This is a genomic window from Paenibacillus sp. FSL K6-1330 (genome assembly GCF_037976825.1).
In the GTDB taxonomy this organism is placed as follows: domain Bacteria; phylum Bacillota; class Bacilli; order Paenibacillales; family Paenibacillaceae; genus Paenibacillus_AQ.
The window spans coordinates 4,508,730-4,531,820 of record NZ_CP150269.1; the positions used below are offsets into that span (position 1 = coordinate 4,508,730).

Sequence of the window (23,091 nt, forward strand, 5' to 3'; positions counted from 1 at the left end):
TCAGAAATCAAAATGGTCCGGGTCCGGTCCCACTCTGTGATTTTGATTCAAGCTGTCGATGCGCTGCATCTCTTCATCGGACAATTCAAAATCAAAGATTGCCGCATTCTCCGCAATCCGATGTTCTTTGGTCGATTTCGGAATCGTGACAACGCCGTTTTGTAAATCCCAACGAAGAATGATCTGAGCGATGGATTTATGATGCTTTTCTGCAATTTGCTGAAGATCCTCTTGATCCAGCAGCTTTCCTTGCATTAATGGAGACCATGCTTCGAGCTGAATTCCATTCGTACGGCAGAACGCCTGCAGTTCTTTTTGCGTTAGTCTTGGATGATATTCGACCTGGTTCAACATCGGTTTAATTTCCGTTTCCTTCATTAACTTCTCCAGATGATGGATTTGGAAATTACTCATGCCAATGGCTCTCACGCGTCCTTCCTTGTACAACGTTTCTAACGCCTTCCACGCATCTATATATTTCCCTTCAACCGGCCAGTGTATAAGGTACAGATCCAAATATTCCAGACCCAGCTTCCGAAGGCTCTCCTCGTAAGCCTTCATAGTCGATTCATAACCTAGATCGGCATTCCACACTTTGGATGTGACAAACAGATCTTCCCGCTTGATACCGGCAGCTTCCAACCCCTCGCGAATGCCTTGTCCGACGCCCTCTTCATTGCCGTATATGGCGGCCGTGTCCACGCTGCGATACCCATACTGGATGGCCGTACGGACGGCATTCACCAGCTCCGGTCCTTCTTCTACCTTAAATACGCCTAATCCAAACCAAGGCATGTTGACGCCATTATATAAAGTGGTTGTATCTTGTAAGTGTTGTGCTGTCATGTTGATAAACCTCCGAACATTTTTTTGGGTTGTGATGTTGTGATGAAAGTTAACCTATATTGAAGTATCTCCGATAAAACGCTTTGACATCACCTCCCTTCACCATAAAATAATCATTCAGGCATTCAGGCCGCTTGCTTTTCCGGCTTCTCCGAGTTCTTCCGTTCCAGCTTCAAGCTCCATCCGGTGAGAACGACCGCGCCGAGCACCATCAGTGCCCCGATCCATGCCGTATGAATCAGGCCCATGGAGTTCGTGATCAAGCCGCCCAGAAAAGCGCCGATGGCGATGCCGGCATTAAATGCGGCAATGTTCAGCGCGGAAGCCATATTCACTGCCCCGGGTGCAAACCGCTCAGCCAGCATTACGACATAAACCTGTAGTCCCGGCACATTCATGAAAGCCAGAAATCCCATGAGAATAATCGTGATCAATCCCGCCACTTGATACGGTGCGGTAAACGTAAGCGTGAACAGCACCAGCGCTTGCGCGATGAACATATAGAATAGTGCTCGAAGGGGGTTGCGATTGGCTGCCTTCCCGCCGATCACATTACCGACCGCAATGGCGATCCCATATACAAGCAGGATAATGGCCACCGTATTTTCCTTGAAGCCTGTTATATCCTGCAGCAATGGGGATAAATAAGTGAAGACCACGAAGGTCCCGCCATAACCGAGAGCCGTAATCAGGAGCATAAGCAGCAGTCTTCCATTCGTCAGCAATTTAGCCTGGTCACGGAATGAAGTTCGTTCTCCCCTAGGCAAGTCCGAAGGGACCAGGATACTGTTCGCGATCAGCGCAACAATACCGACCACAACAATGGCGACAAAAGCAAGTCTCCATCCCCATTGTTGACCTATAAACGTTCCAAGCGGAACGCCGGTAACCGTAGCTACCGTCAGCCCCGTAAACATAATGGAGATTGCGGACGCCCTGCGGTTCTCAGGCACCACGTTTGCGGCAATGATCGAGCCGATCGACATAAATACGCCATGCGAAAAGGCCGAAAGCACGCGTGCTGCAAGCAGGATACCAATGGAAGCTGCGCCCGCTGCCAAGCTGTTACCAATAATAAAAATGATCATGATCCAGAGCAGCAAAGTCTTCCTGGACATCCTTGATGTCAGCGACGTAAGGATCGGCGCACCGAAGGTAACGCCAAGCGCATACATCGAAACGGTTAATCCGGCTGTCGTCACCGATATATTCATATCCTCCGCAATCAACGGCAGCAGCCCTACGCTGATAAATTCCGTTGTTCCGATGGCGAAGGCACTGATTGCAAGCGCCAGCAGCGCCAGCAAACTTCTTCTTTTATCTATCATCATGGTGTTGATATTTCCCCCTATCCTATTCTCTTGCTTGTATATTGTAAAAATATTGAGTATGGTTTAATCCAGCCGGCAAATGCTATTATGATCTATATCATTTATTGTGTGAAGAACGTACTTTTTTGTAATGTAGGTACCTGATAGTACCCTAGATACTTTTTAGTGCCTATTAAAATAGGAGGATGAATATGCAAACGAAGAAATACAACATCGCCGTCGAAGCGACATTGGAAGTGATCGGGGGCAAATGGAAATGCGTGATCCTCTGCCATCTGACCCATGGACGTAAACGAACCAACGAGCTGAAGCGTCTCATGCCGAACATTACGCAAAAAATGCTGACGCAGCAGCTGCGGGAGCTCGAGGACGATGGCGTGATCAATCGGATTATTCATAATCAAGTGCCGCCTAAAGTGGAGTATGAGTTGAGCGATTACGGCATGAGTTTGAGTGGAATTCTCGATATGCTCTGTGCATGGGGCGAAAAACATATCACGAAAGTATACGGAGACAAATTCAGCGTGCTTGAGGACAGTATCCTGAATGATAAACTGAAAGTCTCGGACGAGCCCACAACCACAGATACACGCTAGACCTGATTTATAAGCAATACTGATACAAAAACAATGGCAAGGTCCGTGATCACGGACCTTGCCATTTTCATATACACCCTCTTCTATGACATCTTCGAAGATAGCAAATCATAAGAAATTTAGACATATCGTGAATGCTATACTGATCCCGGAATAACGTTTTTCGTAAATACGAGTCAATACAGGGAACTAAAGAAATATAGGCAACAAGGAAATTTCCGGATGGAAGGTGAACCAATCCATGTCTCAAGTTATTGCTGAAATGTCGATGTCATTGGACGGATATATTACAGGCCCGAATCATAGCGCACGGCTGCCCCTAGGCAAGGGAGGTGAACGACTGCACGAATGGATCTATGAGCTCACCAGCTGGCGCGAACTGCATGGCCTGGCCGGGGGCGAGTTTAATCAAGACGCGGAGTTGATCGCCGAATCCAATCGCAGAACGGGCGCTGTCATCCTCGGCCGTACGATGTTCGATCACGGCCATCCATTTTGGGGAGATACCCCTCCATTTCATATGCCGGTGTTTATACTGACTCACGAAGCTCGCCCCGCAGAAATCAAGAATGGCGGCACGACTTATACCTTCGTTACGGATGGAATCGAACGCACATTGGAACATGCCAAAGCTGCGGCGGGGAGTAAAGACGTTAAAATTGCCGGAGGCGCCAACGTGATACAGCAATTTATCGGAGCAGGTCTGCTGGATGAGCTCCTGATCACGCTGGTACCGATCCTCCTCGGCAACGGTCAGAAATTGTTCGAACATATCCACTCGCCGAATATCGAATTTGTTCGGACCGCTGTCATCGAATCTCCGAATGTCACGCATCTGAGATTCCGACTGTTCCATCACACGAACGCATAATAGCGGCCCGTATTCCTGGCACTGAACTAATATTCATGAGAACACAAATGGCAGACCGCTCTTGTTCAGGGTCTGCCATTGCCGTCCATCACTATCCGTGCGGTATCACCGAGCTCGCTGGTTATTTCGCGTTTTCCTTCTCTTTTTGGCTGACGATCATTTCCGTCACTTCCTCCGCCTGAGCTAGGACAGCAATCGGATCAAACGGCCAAAATCGTTTGGCATCGAGATAAAACACGCGATCCTGCTTCACCGCTTCAATCGAAGTCCACACCTTGTCCTTCTTATCCATCTCGGCGCCGTTAGACTCATCAAAGAAGATATAATCGCCTGCATAATCTTTGAGTACTTCCATGGAAACCTCTTTGTAAGTCACGTTAGCATCAATCAATTCTTTTTGGATCGTTGCCGGAGGCGTTAGCTGGAGCTCCTTGTAGATCGCCAAGCCTCCTCGATAAATGCCATCTCCGTAGAGATAGAAGGTTTTACCGAATGCGCCAAAGATCGAGAACGTCTCTCCCTCTTCCAACACACCGCTCACTTTTGTGCGCAGCGCATCTATTTTTTCATCGAAACCGGCGAGCCATTCTTTTGCTTCTTTTTCTTTGCCCAGTATAGCACCGAGTCCCTCCACTTCTTCGTGCACGCCTCGATAGGTTTCATAAGGGAGAATGACCGTCGGTGCGATTTTGGACAATTTCTCGTATAATTCCGGGTCCGAGTTAGCGCTGATAATCAGGTCTGGGTTCAATTCCACAATCTTTTCCGGAGCGCTTTCCCCCGTGTTCTCTATGCCCTCAATCATGTCTTGAATATGGACGTTCTCGAGATCCGTCGCTGTCGCGCCGACCGGCTTTTCTCCGAGCAACAGCAGAGTTGGCAGGTAGGCATCAACTACAATTCGCTCGGGAGCGGCCGGAATTTCGATTTCTCCGTTAATCGTATCCACCTCTCTAGTCGTGGGCGCTGAGGCCTCAGTCTGGGGCTTGTCCGTGCCCGCAGCTGTTTCACCGGCAGAGCCGCCATTATTCACGGTATTCCCATTCCCGCTGCATGCCGAAATAACGATCGAGCATAAGACGAGCGTGGAGAGCATGACACGTATTTTAGACTTGAACATGTTTTATCCTCCTATAAAATGATAGCTGGATTTAAGCCCCGAATTGGGCTCGATGTAATCGGCTGTATATGCCGTGCGCCGCGAGCAGTTCTTCGTGGATGCCTTGTTCGGCAATGCCTTTGTCAGCAACAACCACAATCCGATCTGCGTTCTTGATGGTAGCGAGCCGGTGTGCAATTATAAGTGTCGTCCGACCTTCCGACAATTCGGCCAATGCCTGCTGAATCGCCGCTTCGGTCTCCGCATCCAATGCGGACGTCGCTTCGTCCAGAATAAGAATCGGCGGATTCTTGAGGAACATACGGGCTATCGACAGGCGCTGCTTCTGTCCGCCGGACAGCTTGACGCCTCTCTCGCCAATTAAGGTGTCCAGCCCATCCGGAAGTGAAGCGACCAGCTCCTCAAGCTGGGCACGGCTCATGGCTTTCATAATATCGCTATCGTCAGCGTCAAGTCGGCCATAGGCAATATTTTCGCGAATGCTGCCGTCAAACAGGAATACATCCTGCTGCACGATGCCAATATGGGAACGAAGGGATTGCAGCGTCATGTCTCGGATATCGATCCCGTCAATCGTAATCCGGCCAGCGTCTGTATCATAGAAACGCGGCAGCAATGAACATAACGTTGTTTTGCCCGCTCCGGACGGCCCCACAAGCGCAACGGTTTCACCGGCACTTATGGACAAACTGACATCCTGCAGCACTTGATCTTTGTTCTCATACCCGAAGGATACCCCGTGAAAGGCAATGTCTCCCCGCAGACCGTGAACCGGCTTTGCATTAGGCGTATCCGCAACGTCCGGTTCGCTCTCAAGCAGCTCCAAATAACGCTTAAAGCCGGCGATTCCCTTCGGATACATCTCAATGACCGCATTAATCTGTTTAATCGGGCCGAGGAAGACGTTGGACAGCATGACAAAAGCGATGAATTCCCCGTTGGTCATCCGGCCTTCGATCACGAACCAAGTACCGCACACCAAAACGAACAGGGAGATGAATTTCATCAGGATAAAGCTAATCGAAGAGTTCCACGCCATAATGCGGTAGGCAATCAGCTTTGTCACGCGGAAACGGTTGTTGTTCTCGGCGAAACGAGCCATTTCATGCTCCTCATTCGAGAAGGCTTGAACCACGCGGATACCGCTGACGTTGTTCTCCACCCTTGCGTTGTAATCGGCGATATCGGAGAACATGCGCTTGAACGCAGCCGACATTTTTCCACTGAAATAGAGTGATAAATAGACCATCAGAGGTACTATCACAAACGTCATCACCGCAAGCTCCCAGTTAATCCCGAGCATAATGCCCAAGGCTCCGGCAAGCGTCATAAGGGCAATGAACAGATCTTCCGGACCGTGGTGGGCAATTTCCCCGATATCCATCAGGTCGTTTGTCATCCGCGAGACGAGATGTCCCGTCTTGTTGTTGTCAAAAAAACGGAAGGATTGCTTCTGAACCCGATCAAACAGCTTTTTGCGCATATCCGTCTCAATGTTGATGCCGAGTTTATGCCCCCAATAGGTGACCACGTAATGCAAGAAGGAACTGACAACATAAATGCCGAGAAGACCCAAACAAGCGTATAAGATCCACTTCCAGTTACCACTCGGCAGCAAGTCGTCAATCACGCGGTTGACGGCAACCGGGAATATCAATTCAAGTAAAGCCGCAAAGATAGCGCAGCAAAAATCCAGGATGAACAGCCTTTTATAAGGCTTGTAATAGGAAAAAAATCGACGCAGCATAAGGACCTCCTTAATCCGTAATTCCATTATAGAAATGAGCAAGTCCTTTCCTTTAATAAAGCGCACATTTTAGATCAGTTACGATCTTATCCTGTTACGCTCTCGACCTGGATAACAGGTACAGGAAATAGGGAGCACCAATCACCGCAACCACGATCCCCGTCGGAATCTCAGATGGTTGGATGATCCAACGTCCCAGAGTATCGGCTGTGATGACCAGCAGTGCACCGACCAGCGCCGTTACCGGCAGCAGCATCTGATGCTTCGCACCGACCAACCGTCTGGACAGGTGGGGCGCGATAAGTCCGACAAATCCAATTCCGCCGCTTACCGCAACGCATGAGGCTGCCAAGCCCACCGCCGCTGCCAACAGCTTCAGCTGCTCCCTTGTGACGGAAGCACCGAGTCCCGTCGCCATCGGTTCTCCAAGATTGAGCACGTTCATCACCTGCGCTTTATACATGACGAAGGGCAGAAGCACAAGGATCCATGGGAGCAATGCCAATACAAACTTCCAGCTGGAACCCCAAATGCTGCCCGCTAGCCAAGTGGCAACAAACTGATATTTTTCAGGACTCAAGCGCAGCGTTAGCACGATCATAGCCGCACTAATGCCCGCCGCAACGGCAATCCCTGTTAACAGGAGCCCCGTCGGCTTAAAACCCTGATTTTTCTTATAGGCCAGCACGCATATTAATGCAGCGGTTAAGCTGGCCCCAATCAATGCAAGCACCGGCAGTAGATAGACAGGGGCCGCCGTCGTGCTTGGAAAAAATGAAATGAACAGCATCACCATCAAGCCTGCTCCTGCATTAATCCCCAAGATTCCCGGATCCGCCAGCTCATTACGGGATATTCCCTGCATCACACATCCCGATATCGCTAGCCCGGCCCCAATAAGCAGCGAGATGACGATCCGCGGCAAGCGGAATTCGAACAGCACCAGCTCCTGCTTATCCGTCCCGCTGCCAAACAAGGTTTTGATGACCTCAAGTGGCGATAAACGAATGACTCCCGTGTTCATACTGATCAGAAATACCAAAACGATCAGTGCAGCCAGCACAGACAGGGTTATGATTTTGCGCTTCTTGTCTTTTCGCCCATGCATGGTGTTTGTGATGGTCTCCATTACAGTTCCCTCCTTTCTTTGCGTGCCAAGTAGAGGAAGAAGGGCACCCCGATCAACGCGATGATCGCGCCCACCGGTGTCTCGTAAGGAGGGTTCACCATTCTTGCTGCTAAGTCGGCAATGACGACCAGCAAGCTCCCAAGAACAGCCGAGCAAGGAATGATGAGGCGATAATCCACACCGACCAGCTTGCGCGTGACATGCGGAATCATGAGACCGACAAAGCCTACCGCACCGACAACCGAGACGGCAGCCCCTGCCAGCACCAGCACGATCACCGTTCCGGCCAGCTTGACAAGTCCCGTTCGCTGCCCGAGCCCGCGGGCGATCTCATCGCCGAGGCTGAGCATGGTAATGGAGCGTGACAATGCAATAGCTCCCAATATAGCAGCGACGATCCACGGCAGCATAATCTTCAGATGGATCCACTTAATCCCCGCCGTCCCGCCGGCATACCAGAACGCCATGTCCTGTCCGACCTGAAAATACAATGCGATACCTTCGCTAAGCGCACTTAACAGAGCACTAAGCGCAGCACCCGCTAGAACAAGACGTACCGGTGTCAGACCGCCTTTTGCCATGGAACTGACACCATACACGAGGACCGCACCTAATCCTGCCCCAAGGAATGAGAACAGAATCAGGTACATATAAGGCAGCCCTGGAAAAAACGAAAAACAGAGGGCAATGGCAAAACCCGCTCCCGCATTTAATCCGAGCAAACCTGAATCAGCGAGCGGATTCCGAGTCATTCCCTGCATGATCGCGCCCGATACCGCAAAGCAGGCACCCACCATCGCTCCACCGAGGACTCTCGGCAAGCGCAGTTCCTGTATGATCTGATGCTCCGTCACATCGGGATTAAAGAAAAACACCGCCTCCCATACATTTCGCAGATCAATCTCGGCCGCTCCGAGCGATATCGATAGAGCTATGCCAAGCACCAGCGCTGCCACGCCTCCGGTAAGAATCAGGGTCGCAGCCCATGGCCGCCCCTTGAGTTTAACGTGGGTCTTGGAATCTGTAAGACTTGGATTGGACGTGTTTGATGACATCATTTTCCCCTCAATACTTTGATATTGATTCTCATTATCATCTGTAACTATAAAATAAAGGTCTTTCCTGCGTCCATGGACATCTTGAATTTCTCATCTGAAAAAAGTCCATGCCCAAGTCAAGCACTTTTTTCCAAATAAAAGCGATATTTCTTTGGGCTTAATAAAAAGCTCCGCTCCTATGGATTGTGCCATTGACAGTGAAACCTCTATTCCATTACAATAAATGCTAATTGAATGAGGCGATGGAGTTCGCCATAACCGCTTCAATAGCTAATGACTCCTACCAGAGGTCGCTTTCCTGGTAGGAGTCTGTTTGTGTATTGAAGAAGGGTTAGCGGCGAATATATAGAAACGGGTGAATTTGCATGATTAAAAAATGGTTTGAAGGTACCGAAAAATGGCCATACGCCTTGTTGTCCGGTTACTTCATCAAATGGATCGTTCTGGGAAGTGTTGTTGGATTGATGACGGGCAGTGCTTCCGCCTTCTTTCTTTACAGTCTGGACTATGTAACCTCCCTTCGCATGGAGAACCCTTGGCTGCTGTTCTTCCTTCCCTTGGGAGGAGCCGTGGTCAGCCTCCTCTATTACAAGTTTGGCAAGAGCAGCACCAAGGGGAATAATCTCATCCTTGAACAAATCCATGGCGGTACGGAATCCGTTCCATTGCGAATGGCACCTTTAGTTCTAATCGGAACATTAATCACGCATCTGTTTGGGGGCTCTGCAGGACGTGAGGGTACTGCCGTTCAGATGGGAGGAAGTTTATCGGAGTGGTTCGGGAAGCTTATCCGCGTCACGCCGGCGGATCGAAAAATACTGCTGATCTGCGGAATTAGCGGCGGTTTCGGATCCATCTTCGGCACGCCGCTAGCGGGAACGCTATTTGGACTAGAAGTCCTTGCCATCGGACTGATCTCGCATCAAGCCCTATTACCTGCATTCGTAGCCAGCTTGGTCGGGAATCTGATCGCCACCTCCCTATGGGGCGTCAGCCATCTGCATTATCCGATCGGAGAAATTCCGGCTTTGAGTTTCCTGGTGATCCTAAAGGTGATTTTCGCCTCGATACTCTTTGGTCTGACAAGCCGACTATTCAGTGAGCTAACCCATTCCTTGAAGCGGTGGTACAGTTATTTCTTCCGCAATCCGATGATCAAAAGCGCTGTCGGCGGCATCATCATCATTGGGCTGGTTTATCTGCTTGGGACACGCGATTATTTGGGACTGGGTCTCCCCCTGATAGAAGCCTCCTTCACAGACGAGGTATCACCTCTCGCCTTTCTCGGCAAAATCATCTTTACCTCGCTGACGCTCGGGGCAGGGTTCCAAGGTGGAGAAGTAACCCCGCTGTTTGCCATCGGGGCAACGCTGGGTAACGCGTTATCGGAATGGATCGGATTATACGCCCCGTTCCTGGCTGCATTAGGATTTATTGCTGTCTTCTGCGGAGCAACGAACACCCCGATTGCTTGCTTTATTATGGGAATCGAACTGTTCGGCAGTGATGGCGCCGTGTATATGTTTATGGCCTGTGTGATCAGTTACCTGTTCTCCGGGCACTCCGGCATCTACACCTCCCAACAAATCGGCATATCCAAACACCTGCTCCTCTCGTTCCCGCTGGGCACCACGCTTGCGGGAGCGAAGACGTTAAAAAAACAGAAGCACAAAAAGACGTCCGAGTAATCGGACGTCTCAGGCTGTCGAGAAAGTCTCGACAGCTCTTTTTTGTATATTTAATTCAACACGACACCGCGTTAATATTATATAATATTAGTAAATAAACCGTTCGGAAGGGTGTTAAATATGTTGCGTTCTAACCGAGAAAAACAGCAGGCTTACGAGTTTGTTTCGATTGAAGAATTGGTTCCTCAAGATCATCTGCTCCGTAAAGTGGACAAGTATATCGATTTCTCTTTCATCGACGAAAAGGTCCGTCCGCTTTACTGTGCTGATAACGGGCGACCAGCCATCGACCCTGTTGTGTTATTTAAGATGATTTTCCTCGGTTATTTTTACGGCATCCGTTCCGAACGTCAACTCGAACGTGAAATTCAGACCAACCTCGCCTATCGCTGGTTTTTGGGGTTAGGTCTGACCGACAAAGTGCCGGACCATTCTACGATTAGCTGGAATCGTCGCACTCGTTTTAAAGATACGGAGATTTTTCAAGAGGTCTTTGATGAGATTGTGCTGCAAGCCATTCAGCACCGTATGGTAGGTGGACGCGTCCTGGTTTCCGATTCGACCCATGTCAAAGCGAATGCGAATAAGCATAAGTACACAAAGGAACAGGTTTTACAAAACACCCGTGATTATGTAGGTGAACTTAATGCCGCCGTAGAGGCCGACCGGAAGGCACATGGAAAAAAGCGCTAAAGCCTAGAGAGGACGTGATGGAGGAAAAGGAAGTCAAAGTGAGCACGACAGATCCGGACAGCGGTTATATGATCCGCGATGGGAAACCGGAAGGATTTTTCTACTTAGACCACCGTACCGTAGACCTGAAATACAATATGATTACGGATGTACATGTCACTGCGGGAAATGTCCATGATTCTATACCCTATTTGTCCCGTTTGGATCGTCAACAACAACGATTTGGTTTTAAAGTAGAAGCTGTTGCTCTGGATTCCGGGTACTTGACTTCACCTATCTGCAAAGGGCTGCAAAGCCGAAACATATTTGCTGTTATTGCTCACCGAAGATTCCATCCGACTCAAGGTTTATTCCCAAAATGGAAGTTCACGTATGAAGCAGAGCGTAACCTTTATATCTGCCCGGCAGAGCACGAACTGCAATACAAGACGACCAACCGCGAGGGATACCGGCAGTACGCTTCAGATCCTCAGCACTGCAAGAGGTGTCCGTTATTAAACGAATGCACGCGGTCTCGCAACCACCGAAAGGTGGTAACCCGTCACGTCTGGGAGGACAGCAAAGAATGGGTGCGAGGCAACCGGTTGAGTCGATCCGGGAAATATCTCTACCGAAAACGAAAAGAAACGATTGAGCGAAGCTTCGCGGACGCAAAAGAGCTCCACGGGTTTCGCTATTGTCGTTTGCGCGGGTTGCAGAACGTCAGGGAGCAAGCCCTGATGACAGCAGCCGTACAGAATATGAAGAAGATGGCGATCCACCTGGATCGCCTGGAAAACAGGGGGTAAACCCCATTCCCCCCTTTTGAAGTGACCATTTGAAATGTGAGAAACCCTGTACTTTGAAAAAAGTACAGGGTTTCTCGACAATCTGAGACGTCCGAGTAATCGGACGTCTTAGGCTGTCGAGAAAGTCTCGACAGCTCTTTTTTGTATATTTAATTCAACACGACACCGCGTTAATATGGTATAATAATAGTAAATAAACCGTTCGGAAGGGTGTTAAATATGTTGCGTTCGAACCGAGAAAAACAGCAGGCTTACGAGTTCGTTTCGATTGAAGAATTGGTTCCTCAAGATCATCTGCTCCGTAAAGTGGACAAGTATATCGATTTCTCTTTCATCGACGAAAAGGTCCGTCCGCTTTACTGTGCTGATAATGGGAGACCAGCCATCGACCCTGTCGTGTTATTTAAGATGATTTTCCTCGGTTATTTTTACGGCATCCGTTCCGAACGTCAACTCGAACGTGATATTCAGACCAACCTCGCCTATCGCTGGTTTTTGGGGTTAGGTCTGACCGACAAAGTGCCGGACCATTCTACGATTAGCTGGAATCGTCGCACTCGTTTTAAAGATACGGAGATTTTTCAAGAGGTCTTTGATGAGATTGTGCTGCAAGCCATTCAGCACCGTATGGTAGGTGGACGCGTCCTGGTTTCCGATTCGACCCATGTCAAAGCGAATGCGAATAAGCATAAGTACACAAAGGAACAGGTTTTACAAAACACCCGTGATTATGTAGGTGAACTTAATGCCGCCGTAGAGGCCGACCGGAAGGCACATGGAAAAAAGCGCTAAAGCCTAGAGAGGACGTGATGGAGGAAAAGGAAGTCAAAGTGAGCACGACAGATCCGGACAGCGGTTATATGATCCGCGATGGGAAACCGGAAGGATTTTTCTACTTAGACCACCGTACCGTAGACCTGAAATACAATATGATTACGGATGTACATGTCACTGCGGGAAATGTCCATGATTCTATACCCTATTTGTCCCGTTTGGATCGTCAACAACAACGATTTGGTTTTAAAGTAGAAGCTGTTGCTCTGGATTCCGGGTACTTGACTTCACCTATCTGCAAAGGGCTGCAAAGCCGAAACATATTTGCTGTTATTGCTCACCGAAGATTCCATCCGACTCAAGGTTTATTCCCAAAATGGAAGTTCACGTATGAAGCAGAGCGTAACCTTTATATCTGCCCGGCAGAGCACGAACTGCAATACAAGACGACCAACCGCGAGGGATACCGGCAGTACGCTTCAGATCCTCAGCACTGCAAGAGGTGTCCGTTATTAAACGAATGCACGCGGTCTCGCAACCACCGAAAGGTGGTAACCCGTCACGTCTGGGAGGACAGCAAAGAATGGGTGCGAGGCAACCGGTTGAGTCGATCCGGGAAATATCTCTACCGAAAACGAAAAGAAACGATTGAGCGAAGCTTCGCGGACGCAAAAGAGCTCCATGGGTTTCGCTATTGCCGTTTGCGCGGGTTGCAGAACGTCAGGGAGCAGGCCCTGATGACAGCAGCCGTACAGAATATGAAGAAGATGGCGATCCACCTGGATCGCCTGGAAAACAGGGGGTAATCCCCCACTTCCCCTTTTGAAGTGACCATTTGAAATGTGAGAAACCCTGTACTTTGAAAAAAGTACAGGGTTTCTCGACAATTTGAGACGTCCGAGTAATCGGACGTCTTTTGCCTTACACCGAGCTTTTACGAATCGAGCGGTAGCTGACGAGTGCGAGGATAACCGAGATGGGAATGAGCCACAGGGACAATTCAAAGGCAGTATGTTTGACAACCCAGTCAATCACTTGCCCCCACCAGCCGTATTGGGTAACCAGAACGCTGGCCCCCGACAATATAATGAAATAGGCCGCAAACATGATAAATGTCTTAATGCCGCGATGACGAAGATAGAACACGCCGATTCCTATTCCGATAAAGGCAAATGTAAGAAGCAATATGAAATAAATGATGAATTGTTCAAATAACGTGCCGTCATTCAAATACGGCAGTTTGAAGAACGATATCCGGTCTCCCCAAGAACTCGTAAAGCGTTCAATTTCGGCTAATGCCAATAATATAATCGACGTTATGACGCTGTACGCTACCACCATCAGAACAGAGCCCAGATAGAAGTCCGTTCTTCGAATGCTGAATCCGAGGGAAAAGGGAAACAGCTGCAGCACCGATACAAGAGCCGCGATAAACACATAGATAAAGATTGTTGCCAATCCCCCGGCATAGAACGCTTCACCATTAACCAACACGCTGATCATGTAGTTGATCAGAAAGCTGAATGCCGTGATGGCCCAGGGCAAATAAAACCAGGATAGTTTCTGTCTCGAATAAATATGGATTACGCCAGGAATTCCGTTCATGGTTGGATCCCCACCTTTTCGTGCTTAGTTAAATATACGATCAATTGTTGAAGGGAAACGGGGGTTGTTTCTAAGCCCAATTCCTCCGCCTCTTTATGCAACTTCGTTGTCGCGCTTCCCATCACCGTGACGGATAACATGGAAGCGAACGACTCCCGATGTATCACTTCCAGCCCTTGGATAAACGATTCAACCGTTCCGGAGGGACCAACGATCTTAAACGCACGTCCCCGCAAGTCATCCGTAGCATCGTCAAGTAAAATTCGACCGGAATCAATGACGATAATATGCTCCAGCAATCTGCTAACCTCATCAATCAAATGCGTGGACAGAATAATCGTGCGCGGATGATTGGTGTAATCCTCGATCAGATGATCATAGAACAGCTCTCTGGCCACGGCGTCGAGTCCGAGGTAAGGCTCATCAAAGATCGTGATCGGTGCGCGGCTGGCGAGTCCGACAATGATACCGACCGACGACAGCATGCCGCGGGACAATCTCTTTACGAGTCGTTTCATAGGCAGCCGGAATACCTCGATCAGTTTGTTCGCATATGCCGCATCCCAATTCGGATAAACGTTAGCGGCAATTCCCATAACGTCCTTGACCGTAAAGATATCCGGATATTTCTGGCCTTCCTTAATGAAGCATACCTGCCGGATCACCTTCTGATTTTCGTATGGATGCTCTCCGAATACGCGAATCTCCCCTTGGCTTGGGAACAGCTGCGCCGTTATCATCTGCATGATGGTCGTTTTGCCCGCGCCGTTCCTGCCCAGCAATCCATAGATCTTATTCGCCTCAATGGTAAAGCTCACATTATCGACAGCCGTCGCATCCTTGTATGCCTTGCTCAAATTCTTGACTTCGATCACGGTTTGGCTCATCAGTCTTGCTCCCCTCTGCGGATCATTTCCGATAATTGATCTTTGGTAATCCCAAGTTTGGCCGCTTCCTTAACCATGGCGACAACGTACTGTTCATAAAACTCCGTCTTGCGCTTTTCCATCAGCAATTCACGAGCCCCTGAAGCTACAAACATGCCAATCCCCCGTTTCTTGTACAAAATCCCTTGATCCACCAGCAGATTTACGCCTTTGGCAGCCGTTGCCGGATTGATCTGGTAAAAGGCTGCAAACTGATTCGTTGATGGAACCTGTGTCTCCTCAGGCAGCCGGGCTTCGATGATGTCGTCTTCAATTTTGTCGGCAATTTGCATGAATATCGGTCTGCTGTCATCAATCTGAAATGCCATTTACCTCACCAACTTTCATTTATAACCTTCATTACATCATTGGTTAGTTACTCATGTAATTAACCATATAAGAGATGAGGTTAAATGTCAATGGGTTATCGGAATTTATTTACAAAAACAAGACAGGAATTGGACTTTTGTCCTAAATAAATAGTCCTTATCTTCCGATAAAGTATAGGCACAAATCCTGCGTTGCCCAATACAGATAAAGAGAAGAGGAGCTTGAGAGGAAACATGAAAAGAATTATTGCAATCGTTGTACTAGCCATGCTGACGGTAATAACGCCGCTGTATGCCGCATCCGCACCCAAGAATTTGGCTTATGTGGATAAGAACAGCCAATCCTATATTTCGATTGGGGTACTCAAGACCTATGACGGCGTAAAGGTGGCGTATACAGCCGCTGAAAAAAAACTCACTATTACTCGCGAAGATACAGCTCTCACGCTATACCTGGGCAGCCTCAATGCCTATGTAAATGGCAAGAAGGTTCAGGCTAAAGCAGCCCCGTTCTCCGAGAACGGCTCTACTTATGTACCGCTGCAATTTGTCAGCCAGCATCTGGGTTTACAGCTATCCTGGAGCCAAAATAGATCCACCCTGAACATCACGGATGGGAATGTAGCAAACACCCTCCCCGTTCTTTCGGGGAACATGATGACCCGTTCATCCAAGGCCGTGACGTCGGCCAGAAAAACATTTAAGGTGGGCTCCCGTTCCTTCAGTGCACAGGTGGTTACCGTTTCACTTCTCCATCCGAAGGTGGAACTGGACGTCGTTCTGGCAGGCAATAAAGCAGGGAAGGTCGAGGATTTGCGCAGTATAGCCAAGCGTAGTAACGCCGTAGTGGCTATAAACGGTACGTTCTTTGATGCCTACACTTCCGGTGCATACAAAGCACCTTACGGCTATTTGGTCAGCAAAGGCAATATTTTGCACAAGGCCTCGGGGGATAATCGGACGATCTTCACCTATGACAGCAACAATCTGGCCACCATGATTCCTGGACTTGATTTCAGATCCATATATGATGCCGGACATTTGGAAGGGGCACTTCAAGGTGGCCCGCGTCTACTGACTGACGGCAAGGTAACCCTGGATGTCAAGAAGGAAGGCTTCAAAGATCCGAAGATTCTAACAGGCGGCGGCGCACGAAGCGCGCTCGGTATCACGAAGGATCATAAGCTGATTTTGTTAACGACAGGCGGAGCAACCATTCCACAGCTTGCTGAAATTATGAAACAAGCTGGGGCGTACCAAGCGATGAATCTGGATGGTGGTGCCTCCAGCGGCTTGTATTATAATGGATCTTACTTAACGGCCCCTGGGCGTCAGGTCAGTAATGCCATCGTCGTAAAATATAAATAGTTACCTCCTCTCCCCTGGTTATCCGGATATTCTGCCGGCTGATCAGGGGTTTTCTTTTTAGGCAGCACTACCTCTGCTTGGAGCCGCATATGCTGATCAAGAAAATGTTTCACGATGAGGACCCATTGTGTAAATATATAGCAAACTGTCTTTTGTGAACGTTCTAAGCTAATGGTTCATTCAGCGGGGGGTGGATTCCATTACATCGTCTATTGCGGTCATTCGGACGAGAATTAGAGACACGGTGGAGGGGATATATCGGGTTTGGAGGGAATGGATTGGGAGATACCCTTTCATTGCCAAAGTGTATCACTTATTTTCCTGGCTTTCCCTGCTGGTGCTCGTTTTAAGTCTGATTCTGATTGAAGAATCGCGGACCATGCTTGTTCAATATTTGTGGTCTTTCTACGTACTGCTGCAATTTTGGCTGCTCAGCCGAAGCAAAACCGTTACCTGGAAGCAGGTCAGCTTGTTTGTTCTCTCAGGGATTCTTTTGGTCATTCCCTTGACCAATGGGACCATGCAGGGACTTCATTTGATCTTTGGAGGACGGACTAACGACACATGGTCATTCGCCGTCATGACCCCAGTCGTTGAGGAAATCTACAAGCTATTGCCTCTGGGATTGTATTTATTTTTTTCAAGAAGAGCTACTTCGTTAAGTCTGAGCGATTATGTTGTATTAGGGGCTGCTCCCGGCATTGGCTTTCAATTTATGGAGGAGCTGTCGAGGCGCTTAGTCCAAAGCAATTACGGGGTGTCTTTTCTCGGCGGCAAAACGCTCCATTGGGAGTTCTTCGATTGGTTTCCGGGCTACTTCGAGGAAAGCTTTATTCCGACTATGATGAATGTTACGCATCCTGTACATAGTGCCATGATCGCACTCGGAATTGGCATCACTTTCCGGTACGCCAAACGCCTCTCACGCTGGGCCTATGCATTTCCGGCTGTCCTTCTGCTATGGGCTATCCTGAATCATGCAGCCTGGAATGGGCAGAATCGGCTGCCGGAGTGGGTGCTGACTATTCATGAATGGACCGGTGAGGGCTACCGAACCGAAGGCTTCTTCCTGGTCCTGCTGGTTGCAGGGTTGTTCATCGACTATTTCGATCTGTATCGAATCCGTGATCGTCTCCCGGTTCTGAAGGGTGAGGCCCTCATCAATCCATTAACGGAGTGTTGGCAGATGACGCGGGCTCTCTTTACGGACAGGAAACGCCTCGGTTACTTGATTGGATTCTACCGAGAACGACGCGAGCTCGGATATTCGATTTTATATGGCAATCTCGAAGCAGCAGGCCAAAGGGATCAGGTCCAGGAAAATGTAAGAAAGTATACTGCCGTTCTGGGAGCCATCGGCATCCTCATACTTTCTGCCGGGATCCTGTCCAATATCGGAGCTACGATGATAGCCGGCGACTCCTCTTGTTTCGCGTGCTTGTTCGACTCACTCCAGAACTGGTGGGATCGGCTTAGCGGCTGGGAACAAGCGGGTATGATATTGGGAGCCTTTGCCCTTTCCCTGCTGTTTGTCAGCTTCTGGCCCGCTCTTGGTATTGCCATGACCGGTGCAGGCATTGCCGGTGGCGGACACGAAATTGCCGGATACATCCGCGACCCGAAGAAGCTGCTATCCCCACAAAATGCGGCCGCTGCCGTGTTAGCCGTTATCCTCAGCCGGATTCCGATAGGTAAAGGGGTATCTTGGCTGTCCAATAAGCTGGGTCCCCGTGCAAGAAGGTGGATGGATACGCTTTCCGAGAAGATCGGTTTGAAAACGCGCGATGAGCCGGATACTCTCTCTGGCCGATCTCGCGATGATCGAAAGCCTGACGGTACGAATGAACAACCGGAAGAGAATCCGCGGAAGCCGGATGATGACCATGAGAATAAACCTGATGATGATAAGCCGAATCCAGATCAACCTGACACCGAAAAGCCGGATGAAGATAAACCTAAAGACAAACCCGATGAAGATAAACCTGACGAAGCTGAAGGAACAGCGCAAGAGGTGCCGAGATATTCCGGTGAGCTGCAGAAGGTTAACAAGCCGGATGCTGCCGCGGACGCGCTTGCGGAGCGACTTGGTGGAGAATCGAGAATGAAGTTTGATTCCGACCCGATCGGGCGGGAATTCGACGCGGTTAGCGATGAATATATTGCCCAGACCAAGCCTGCCCTGCAGCAGGTTAACAAAAAGGTCCGTGATCAAATGAAAGCGACCTTTGAAGCAGCGGAGCAAACCGGAAGGAAAGTCTATTATCATTTTGAAGGGGAGCCTGCCCAATCGGTTATTGACAAATTACATGAATACAGCCAAAGATATGGAATAGAAGTCCACATTGATACCGATCCATTATAACGACAAGGAGTGAGCATTCATGTATGAATTTCACGGCTGGGCTACTATCCAGGAAAATCCTGCGGAAGCGGATGCCGGGCAGCTCGACATGATTATTCAGAAAATACAGCTTAAGATGACCGAATTTGCATGGGGCAGCGGCTTGCTATCCTTAAATGCGGCTAACGGCTTCTATTACCTTCATGTCGGAGGTTTTACGAACCGCAAGGGAGCCGAGGCTGCCGAGATCGTGGCGCTGTACCAATTGATTGGAGAAATCGCTCCCGGTTCATACGGTCTTCTGTATACCAGAGATGATGAGAATCTGGAGGGTTATGATAACGAGTTCCGGGTTCAGGTGCTGGCACGCGGACAATTACGGGAACAACGTGATCCGTTTCTCTCCCCTTGCGTCCCGGTAATCGAAGATGCAGTCGATTAATGACATGATGTATAGAGTTAGAAAATAAAAAAAATCCCGTTACTCGCTATGTCATGATGTTCTCATGGATGGCGGGTTACGGGATTTATTGTTTGTTAATCATGTATTCGATCATGTATCTACCACTCATTGCGTAAGGGCTGAGCGACCGTGACTTAAGCTCGTCCGTTCAATTCATCCATCGTGGCCTGTACGATGATCCGCAGGCCTTTCAACATCGTTTCATGGGATAAAGTCGGCAAGGACGGCTTCTCCACGGCCATCTCTATCGAAGCCGGAAAATGCACAAATCCGCCAATGGCAGATTTTTGCTTAAGGCGAATATCGTTCAAAATCGCATACATCGTATTATTGCAAATATACGTTCCGGCTGTATTGGATACCGTAGCTGGAATTCCCGCTTCCTTCAACCGGTTGACCATCAAACGGATGGGAAGGGTTGAAAACAGTCCGTCCGGTCCGTCAGCGTCTATGGGCTCGTCTTGAGGTCTTACACCCCGATTATCCGAAATCGTCGATTCCGGCGGTATATCCTTGATATTAATGGCGATCCGTTCCGGTGTAATGGCGGTCCGTCCACCCGCTACGCCGCAGGCAATGACCGCATCGGGCTCGTATGCCTTCATCTGTTGCAGCAGTATTTCCGCACACTCATCATAATGTACGGGAAGCAGCAGCGTTCTGATCTCTGCACCGGGGAAGGATTCGTGCTTGATCTCCTCAACCAGTCTCTCCGTTGGATTGATAGAGCTTCCGCCAAATGGTTCAAAGCCTGAAATTAATATTTTTAGCATATATCATATCTCCTGTACTCGTTTATGTAAGCTGCCGGGTCACAAAAATAGCATCCTAACTTTTATTATAACAGCGCTTGAACGCTTATGCCTTCTGCTTCAAGCCGTGATCGCAAGGTGCTGGCGAATAACGATGCATGCGCGCCATCTCCATGAATGCAGACGGTATCTGCCGTAATGGGAATCACCTTGCCGCTCAGAGAAACTACCACTCTGTCTTTCACCATCCGTACGACTTGCGTAACCGCAGCTTCGGGATCCGTTATCATGGCATCCGGCAGATGTCTCGGCGTGAGGGTGCCGTCATCCTGGTAAGTACGATCCGCAAACACTTCGCTTGCTGTGCGAAGCCCTGCCCTTTCCCCCGCCGCGATTAACTCGCTGCCCGCCAACCCATACAGAATGAGTGTTGGATCGATATGCTTGATCGCCGATGCAATCGCATCCGCAAGGGGTCTGGAGGTTGCTGCCATATTATACAGAGCACCGTGAGGTTTTACATGCTGCAGCCCAGACCCTTCCTGTATCGCAAAAGCCATCAGGGCTCCAATCTGATAGGTTACCATGTCATAAGCTTCGGCAGGCGTTATCTCCATTCTTCTTCTTCCGAAGCCAGCCAGATCGGGCAAGCCAGGGTGCGCGCCGATTGCGGCACCGCTCTCAATCGCTTGACGGACCGTTGCCCTCATGACAGCCGGATCACCTGCATGAAATCCGCAAGCAATGTTTGCCGAAGTTATACAGCGAAGAAGCTCCGTATCATGGCCTAACTTGTAAGCACCGTAGCTCTCTCCCATATCGCAGTTCAGGTCCACTCGAACCATGCTGACTCACCACTCCTTTAATTTAAGCTTGATCATGGCCTCCAACATCCGAAACTCTCGAACGTGAGCCGTATAAAGCTGTTCTGCTTCTGCCAACGAAATACCCGCAAAACGAATTGCTGCCCCAGGAGACAGCTGAGCGATCAGCGAAATATCAACGGTCGCCACTTGCGCAATTTTGGGATAACCTCCAAGCGTCTGCCGATCCGCCATTAGAATGATGGGCCGGCCATCTGCGGGTACCTGTACCGTTCCAAGGGCTACCGGCTCGGATATATATTCCTTTGCATGGCTTAGTTGAAGCGGCGGACCGGACAACCTGTAGCCCATACGGTCCGATTGCGGAGTTACGGTGAACTGTTCTTCGAACAGCGCCTGCTTGCTGATGGCGTCAAAGTCATCATATTGACGCCCTTTCAGCACGCGTATCACCGCCTCCTGCCTTGAACCAGGATACCCTTCAGCAGAAACGGCCCAATTCACGGTGAGGAAACCGCCGTAATCATCAAGGTAGCGTTCAGACATGACCAGAGGAAGCTGAGAAGGATGAGCAAATAGTGAATCTCCTTTCTTCAACGGCCTCCCTTCATATCCTCCGATTCCGGCCCTTAAATACGTACTCCTGCTGCTCATTACCTGGCAGACATCAAATCCGCCCGATACAGCCATATAAGCGCGGCAACCCGTTACCGGCTGTTGAAAGCTCAGAACACGGCCCGCTTTGATCAGCACGGGACGCCACATTGGAACTTTCACACCTTCAATCGAGAGTGATAGATCCCCGCCTGTAATGGCAACCCACCGATCGCTATGAAATTCAACCGCGAATCCTGACCATGTAATTTCCAGAACGGCCTGTTCATTCTCATTGCCAACTAGTCGATTGGCGATCCGATAAGCGGAATTATCCATTGCTCCTGCCGTGATAATCCCGTATCTGCCGTAACCCCGTCTTCCCGCATCCTGAAGAGTAACAAGAAGTCCTGACTTTAGTACGGTTATACTCATAGGCCCACTTCCCTTAACCGTTCAAATTCCTCAACTTGAATAGGCCGAAACCGGATATATTGCCCGCTCTTCAACAGCGTTGGCGGCTCGGCTTCGGGACGAAATAAAACGAGCGGCGTCCGGCCGATAATCTGCCACCCGCCCGGCGTTTCGATCGGATAAATGCCGGTTTGCGTGCCGGCGATTCCTACGGATCCAGCCGGGATTTGCAGCCGGGGAGTCTGTTTCCTCGGTGTCGCAATCTGCTCCGGGATACCTCCGACATAGGGGAAGCCGGGCGCGAATCCGATCGCGTAGATTAAGTAATCCTGCCCGGAATGAATACGAATGACATCCCTGGGAGATAGGTGGTTCTGCTGAGCCACTTCGTCCAGATCCGGCCCATAGTCGCCCCCATAACAAACCGGAATGTCAACAACCTCATATTTCGTGATGGTCTTCTCGCAAGCGCACGCCTCCATCCGCTGCTCCAGCATCGAACAGACGTAAGCAAACACGGTATCGAACCTCTCTGGCTTGCCGATCTTATCATAATCATAGTAAACCGCTACGCTCGTATACGAAGGGATGCATTCGATCCAGCCTGGAAAAGGGTTCTGTTCCATTCGCCTCGTCATAGCTGTGACCTGGCGATGCACCTTCTCGCTCACGATGTCTTCGAATTGAACGAGAACAGCCGAATCCCCTAAAGGGAAGAACGAATAAGACTTGCTCATAGTACATTCTCCGTTCCATATGTACTGCGGATTATCGTCAAACATTGAACGATTATTCCTATGATAGCAGAGAAACAGGCATCCGTTGAATATGAAG

At 49.5% G+C, this 23,091-nt stretch carries 21 protein-coding genes and 1 riboswitch; of the genes, 8 read left to right on the top strand and 13 right to left on the bottom strand.

All coding sequences use genetic code 11. From position 1 onward, the window contains the following. Together NYE54_RS20330 and NYE54_RS20335 are read right to left on the bottom strand one after the other, a co-directional pair. Nucleotides 1-846 carry an aldo/keto reductase gene (locus NYE54_RS20330; RefSeq protein WP_339265758.1) on the bottom strand — a complete coding sequence of 282 codons (846 nt, stop codon included), beginning with the start codon at nt 844-846 and terminating at the stop codon, nt 1-3. A gap of 125 nt (nt 847-971) precedes the next feature. Continuing rightward, nucleotides 972-2,177 (bottom strand): MFS transporter, encoded by a 1,206-nt coding sequence (locus NYE54_RS20335; protein ID WP_339265760.1) that lies wholly within the window; start codon nt 2,175-2,177, stop codon nt 972-974. A gap of 191 nt (nt 2,178-2,368) precedes the next feature. On the opposite strand from NYE54_RS20335, the gene NYE54_RS20340 reads away from it, so the two are divergent. Continuing rightward, nucleotides 2,369-2,773: a helix-turn-helix domain-containing protein gene (locus tag NYE54_RS20340; RefSeq protein ID WP_076321900.1), complete on the top strand. Its 405-nt coding sequence runs from the start codon at nt 2,369-2,371 to the stop codon at nt 2,771-2,773. A gap of 241 nt (nt 2,774-3,014) precedes the next feature. Further along, nucleotides 3,015-3,644 (top strand): dihydrofolate reductase family protein, encoded by a 630-nt coding sequence (locus NYE54_RS20345; RefSeq protein WP_339265763.1) that lies wholly within the window; start codon nt 3,015-3,017, stop codon nt 3,642-3,644. A 121-nt stretch (nt 3,645-3,765) separates the two neighbouring features. Here NYE54_RS20345 and NYE54_RS20350 read toward each other — a convergent pair whose 3' ends face one another. The 4 genes from NYE54_RS20350 to NYE54_RS20365 all read right to left on the bottom strand — a co-directional run bounded on the left by NYE54_RS20350 (nt 3,766) and on the right by NYE54_RS20365 (nt 8,695). Next, the gene (locus tag NYE54_RS20350) at nt 3,766-4,764 is read right to left on the bottom strand and encodes an ABC transporter substrate-binding protein (RefSeq protein ID WP_339265765.1); all 999 of its coding nucleotides are present in this window, start codon (nt 4,762-4,764) and stop codon (nt 3,766-3,768) included. Between the two features lie 31 nt (nt 4,765-4,795). Continuing rightward, nucleotides 4,796-6,511: an ABC transporter ATP-binding protein gene (locus NYE54_RS20355; protein ID WP_339265767.1), complete on the bottom strand. Its 1,716-nt coding sequence runs from the start codon at nt 6,509-6,511 to the stop codon at nt 4,796-4,798. Between the two features lie 94 nt (nt 6,512-6,605). Further along, nucleotides 6,606-7,640, bottom strand: coding sequence for an iron ABC transporter permease (locus tag NYE54_RS20360; RefSeq protein ID WP_339265769.1), 1,035 nt, complete (start codon nt 7,638-7,640; stop codon nt 6,606-6,608). Beyond that, on the bottom strand, nt 7,640-8,695 hold the full coding sequence (locus NYE54_RS20365; protein WP_339265771.1) for an iron ABC transporter permease: 1,056 nt from the start codon (nt 8,693-8,695) through the stop codon (nt 7,640-7,642). The genes NYE54_RS20360 and NYE54_RS20365 overlap by 1 nt, the downstream gene beginning before the upstream one ends. 232 nt (nt 8,696-8,927) lie before the next feature. Beyond that, a riboswitch (Fluoride riboswitch) is annotated at nt 8,928-8,988 on the top strand. Between the two features lie 75 nt (nt 8,989-9,063). On the opposite strand from NYE54_RS20365, the gene NYE54_RS20370 reads away from it, so the two are divergent. The 3 genes from NYE54_RS20370 to NYE54_RS20380 all read left to right on the top strand — a co-directional run bounded on the left by NYE54_RS20370 (nt 9,064) and on the right by NYE54_RS20380 (nt 13,447). Beyond that, the gene (locus NYE54_RS20370; protein ID WP_339265772.1) at nt 9,064-10,386 is read left to right on the top strand and encodes a voltage-gated chloride channel family protein; all 1,323 of its coding nucleotides are present in this window, start codon (nt 9,064-9,066) and stop codon (nt 10,384-10,386) included. 120 nt (nt 10,387-10,506) lie between these two features. Continuing rightward, nucleotides 10,507-11,867 (top strand): IS1182 family transposase gene (locus NYE54_RS20375; protein WP_339265774.1). Its coding sequence is split into 2 segments (ribosomal slippage): nt 10,507-11,074 and nt 11,074-11,867, totalling 1,362 coding nucleotides; the frame shifts between segments, so codons are not numbered across the junction. Nucleotides 11,868-12,086: 219 nt separating this feature from the next. Continuing rightward, a protein-coding gene (locus NYE54_RS20380; RefSeq protein ID WP_339265776.1) for an IS1182 family transposase occupies nt 12,087-13,447 on the top strand; the annotation gives its coding sequence in 2 pieces (ribosomal slippage) (nt 12,087-12,654 and nt 12,654-13,447; 1,362 coding nt in all). 115 nt (nt 13,448-13,562) lie between these two features. Here the strand turns inward: NYE54_RS20380 and NYE54_RS20385 are convergent. From NYE54_RS20385 to NYE54_RS20395, 3 genes are read right to left on the bottom strand one after another with little or no spacing between them, the layout of a single operon-like run. Next, the gene (locus tag NYE54_RS20385) at nt 13,563-14,246 is read right to left on the bottom strand and encodes a hypothetical protein (protein ID WP_339265778.1); all 684 of its coding nucleotides are present in this window, start codon (nt 14,244-14,246) and stop codon (nt 13,563-13,565) included. After that, nucleotides 14,243-15,133, bottom strand: coding sequence for an ABC transporter ATP-binding protein (locus NYE54_RS20390; RefSeq protein ID WP_339265780.1), 891 nt, complete (start codon nt 15,131-15,133; stop codon nt 14,243-14,245). The genes NYE54_RS20385 and NYE54_RS20390 overlap by 4 nt, the downstream gene beginning before the upstream one ends. Beyond that, on the bottom strand, nt 15,133-15,501 hold the full coding sequence (locus NYE54_RS20395) for a GntR family transcriptional regulator (protein ID WP_009591066.1): 369 nt from the start codon (nt 15,499-15,501) through the stop codon (nt 15,133-15,135). The genes NYE54_RS20390 and NYE54_RS20395 overlap by 1 nt, the downstream gene beginning before the upstream one ends. 234 nt (nt 15,502-15,735) lie before the next feature. Between NYE54_RS20395 and NYE54_RS20400 the strand changes: the two genes are divergently transcribed. The 3 genes from NYE54_RS20400 (at nt 15,736) to NYE54_RS20410 (ending at nt 19,652) form a co-directional block, all read left to right on the top strand. Further along, nucleotides 15,736-16,869 (top strand): phosphodiester glycosidase family protein, encoded by a 1,134-nt coding sequence (locus NYE54_RS20400; RefSeq protein WP_339265782.1) that lies wholly within the window; start codon nt 15,736-15,738, stop codon nt 16,867-16,869. Between the two features lie 190 nt (nt 16,870-17,059). Continuing rightward, nucleotides 17,060-19,231 (top strand): restriction endonuclease fold toxin, encoded by a 2,172-nt coding sequence (locus NYE54_RS20405; protein ID WP_339265783.1) that lies wholly within the window; start codon nt 17,060-17,062, stop codon nt 19,229-19,231. Between the two features lie 19 nt (nt 19,232-19,250). After that, nucleotides 19,251-19,652: an immunity 7 family protein gene (locus NYE54_RS20410; protein ID WP_339265784.1), complete on the top strand. Its 402-nt coding sequence runs from the start codon at nt 19,251-19,253 to the stop codon at nt 19,650-19,652. A 155-nt stretch (nt 19,653-19,807) separates the two neighbouring features. Here the strand turns inward: NYE54_RS20410 and NYE54_RS20415 are convergent, their stop codons facing one another. The 4 genes from NYE54_RS20415 to pxpB form a co-directional block, all read right to left on the bottom strand. Continuing rightward, nucleotides 19,808-20,446, bottom strand: coding sequence for a pyroglutamyl-peptidase I (locus NYE54_RS20415; protein WP_339265786.1), 639 nt, complete (start codon nt 20,444-20,446; stop codon nt 19,808-19,810). Nucleotides 20,447-20,511: 65 nt separating this feature from the next. Continuing rightward, the gene (locus NYE54_RS20420; protein ID WP_339265788.1) at nt 20,512-21,270 is read right to left on the bottom strand and encodes a 5-oxoprolinase subunit PxpA; all 759 of its coding nucleotides are present in this window, start codon (nt 21,268-21,270) and stop codon (nt 20,512-20,514) included. Nucleotides 21,271-21,276: 6 nt separating this feature from the next. After that, the gene (locus NYE54_RS20425) at nt 21,277-22,278 is read right to left on the bottom strand and encodes a biotin-dependent carboxyltransferase family protein (protein ID WP_339265790.1); all 1,002 of its coding nucleotides are present in this window, start codon (nt 22,276-22,278) and stop codon (nt 21,277-21,279) included. Continuing rightward, a complete protein-coding gene (gene pxpB, locus NYE54_RS20430) occupies nt 22,275-22,994 on the bottom strand; it encodes a 5-oxoprolinase subunit PxpB (RefSeq protein ID WP_339265792.1) in 720 nt (239 codons plus the stop codon). Before pxpB ends, NYE54_RS20425 begins: the two co-directional genes overlap by 4 nt. Between the last annotated feature and the right edge of the window lie 97 nt (nt 22,995-23,091).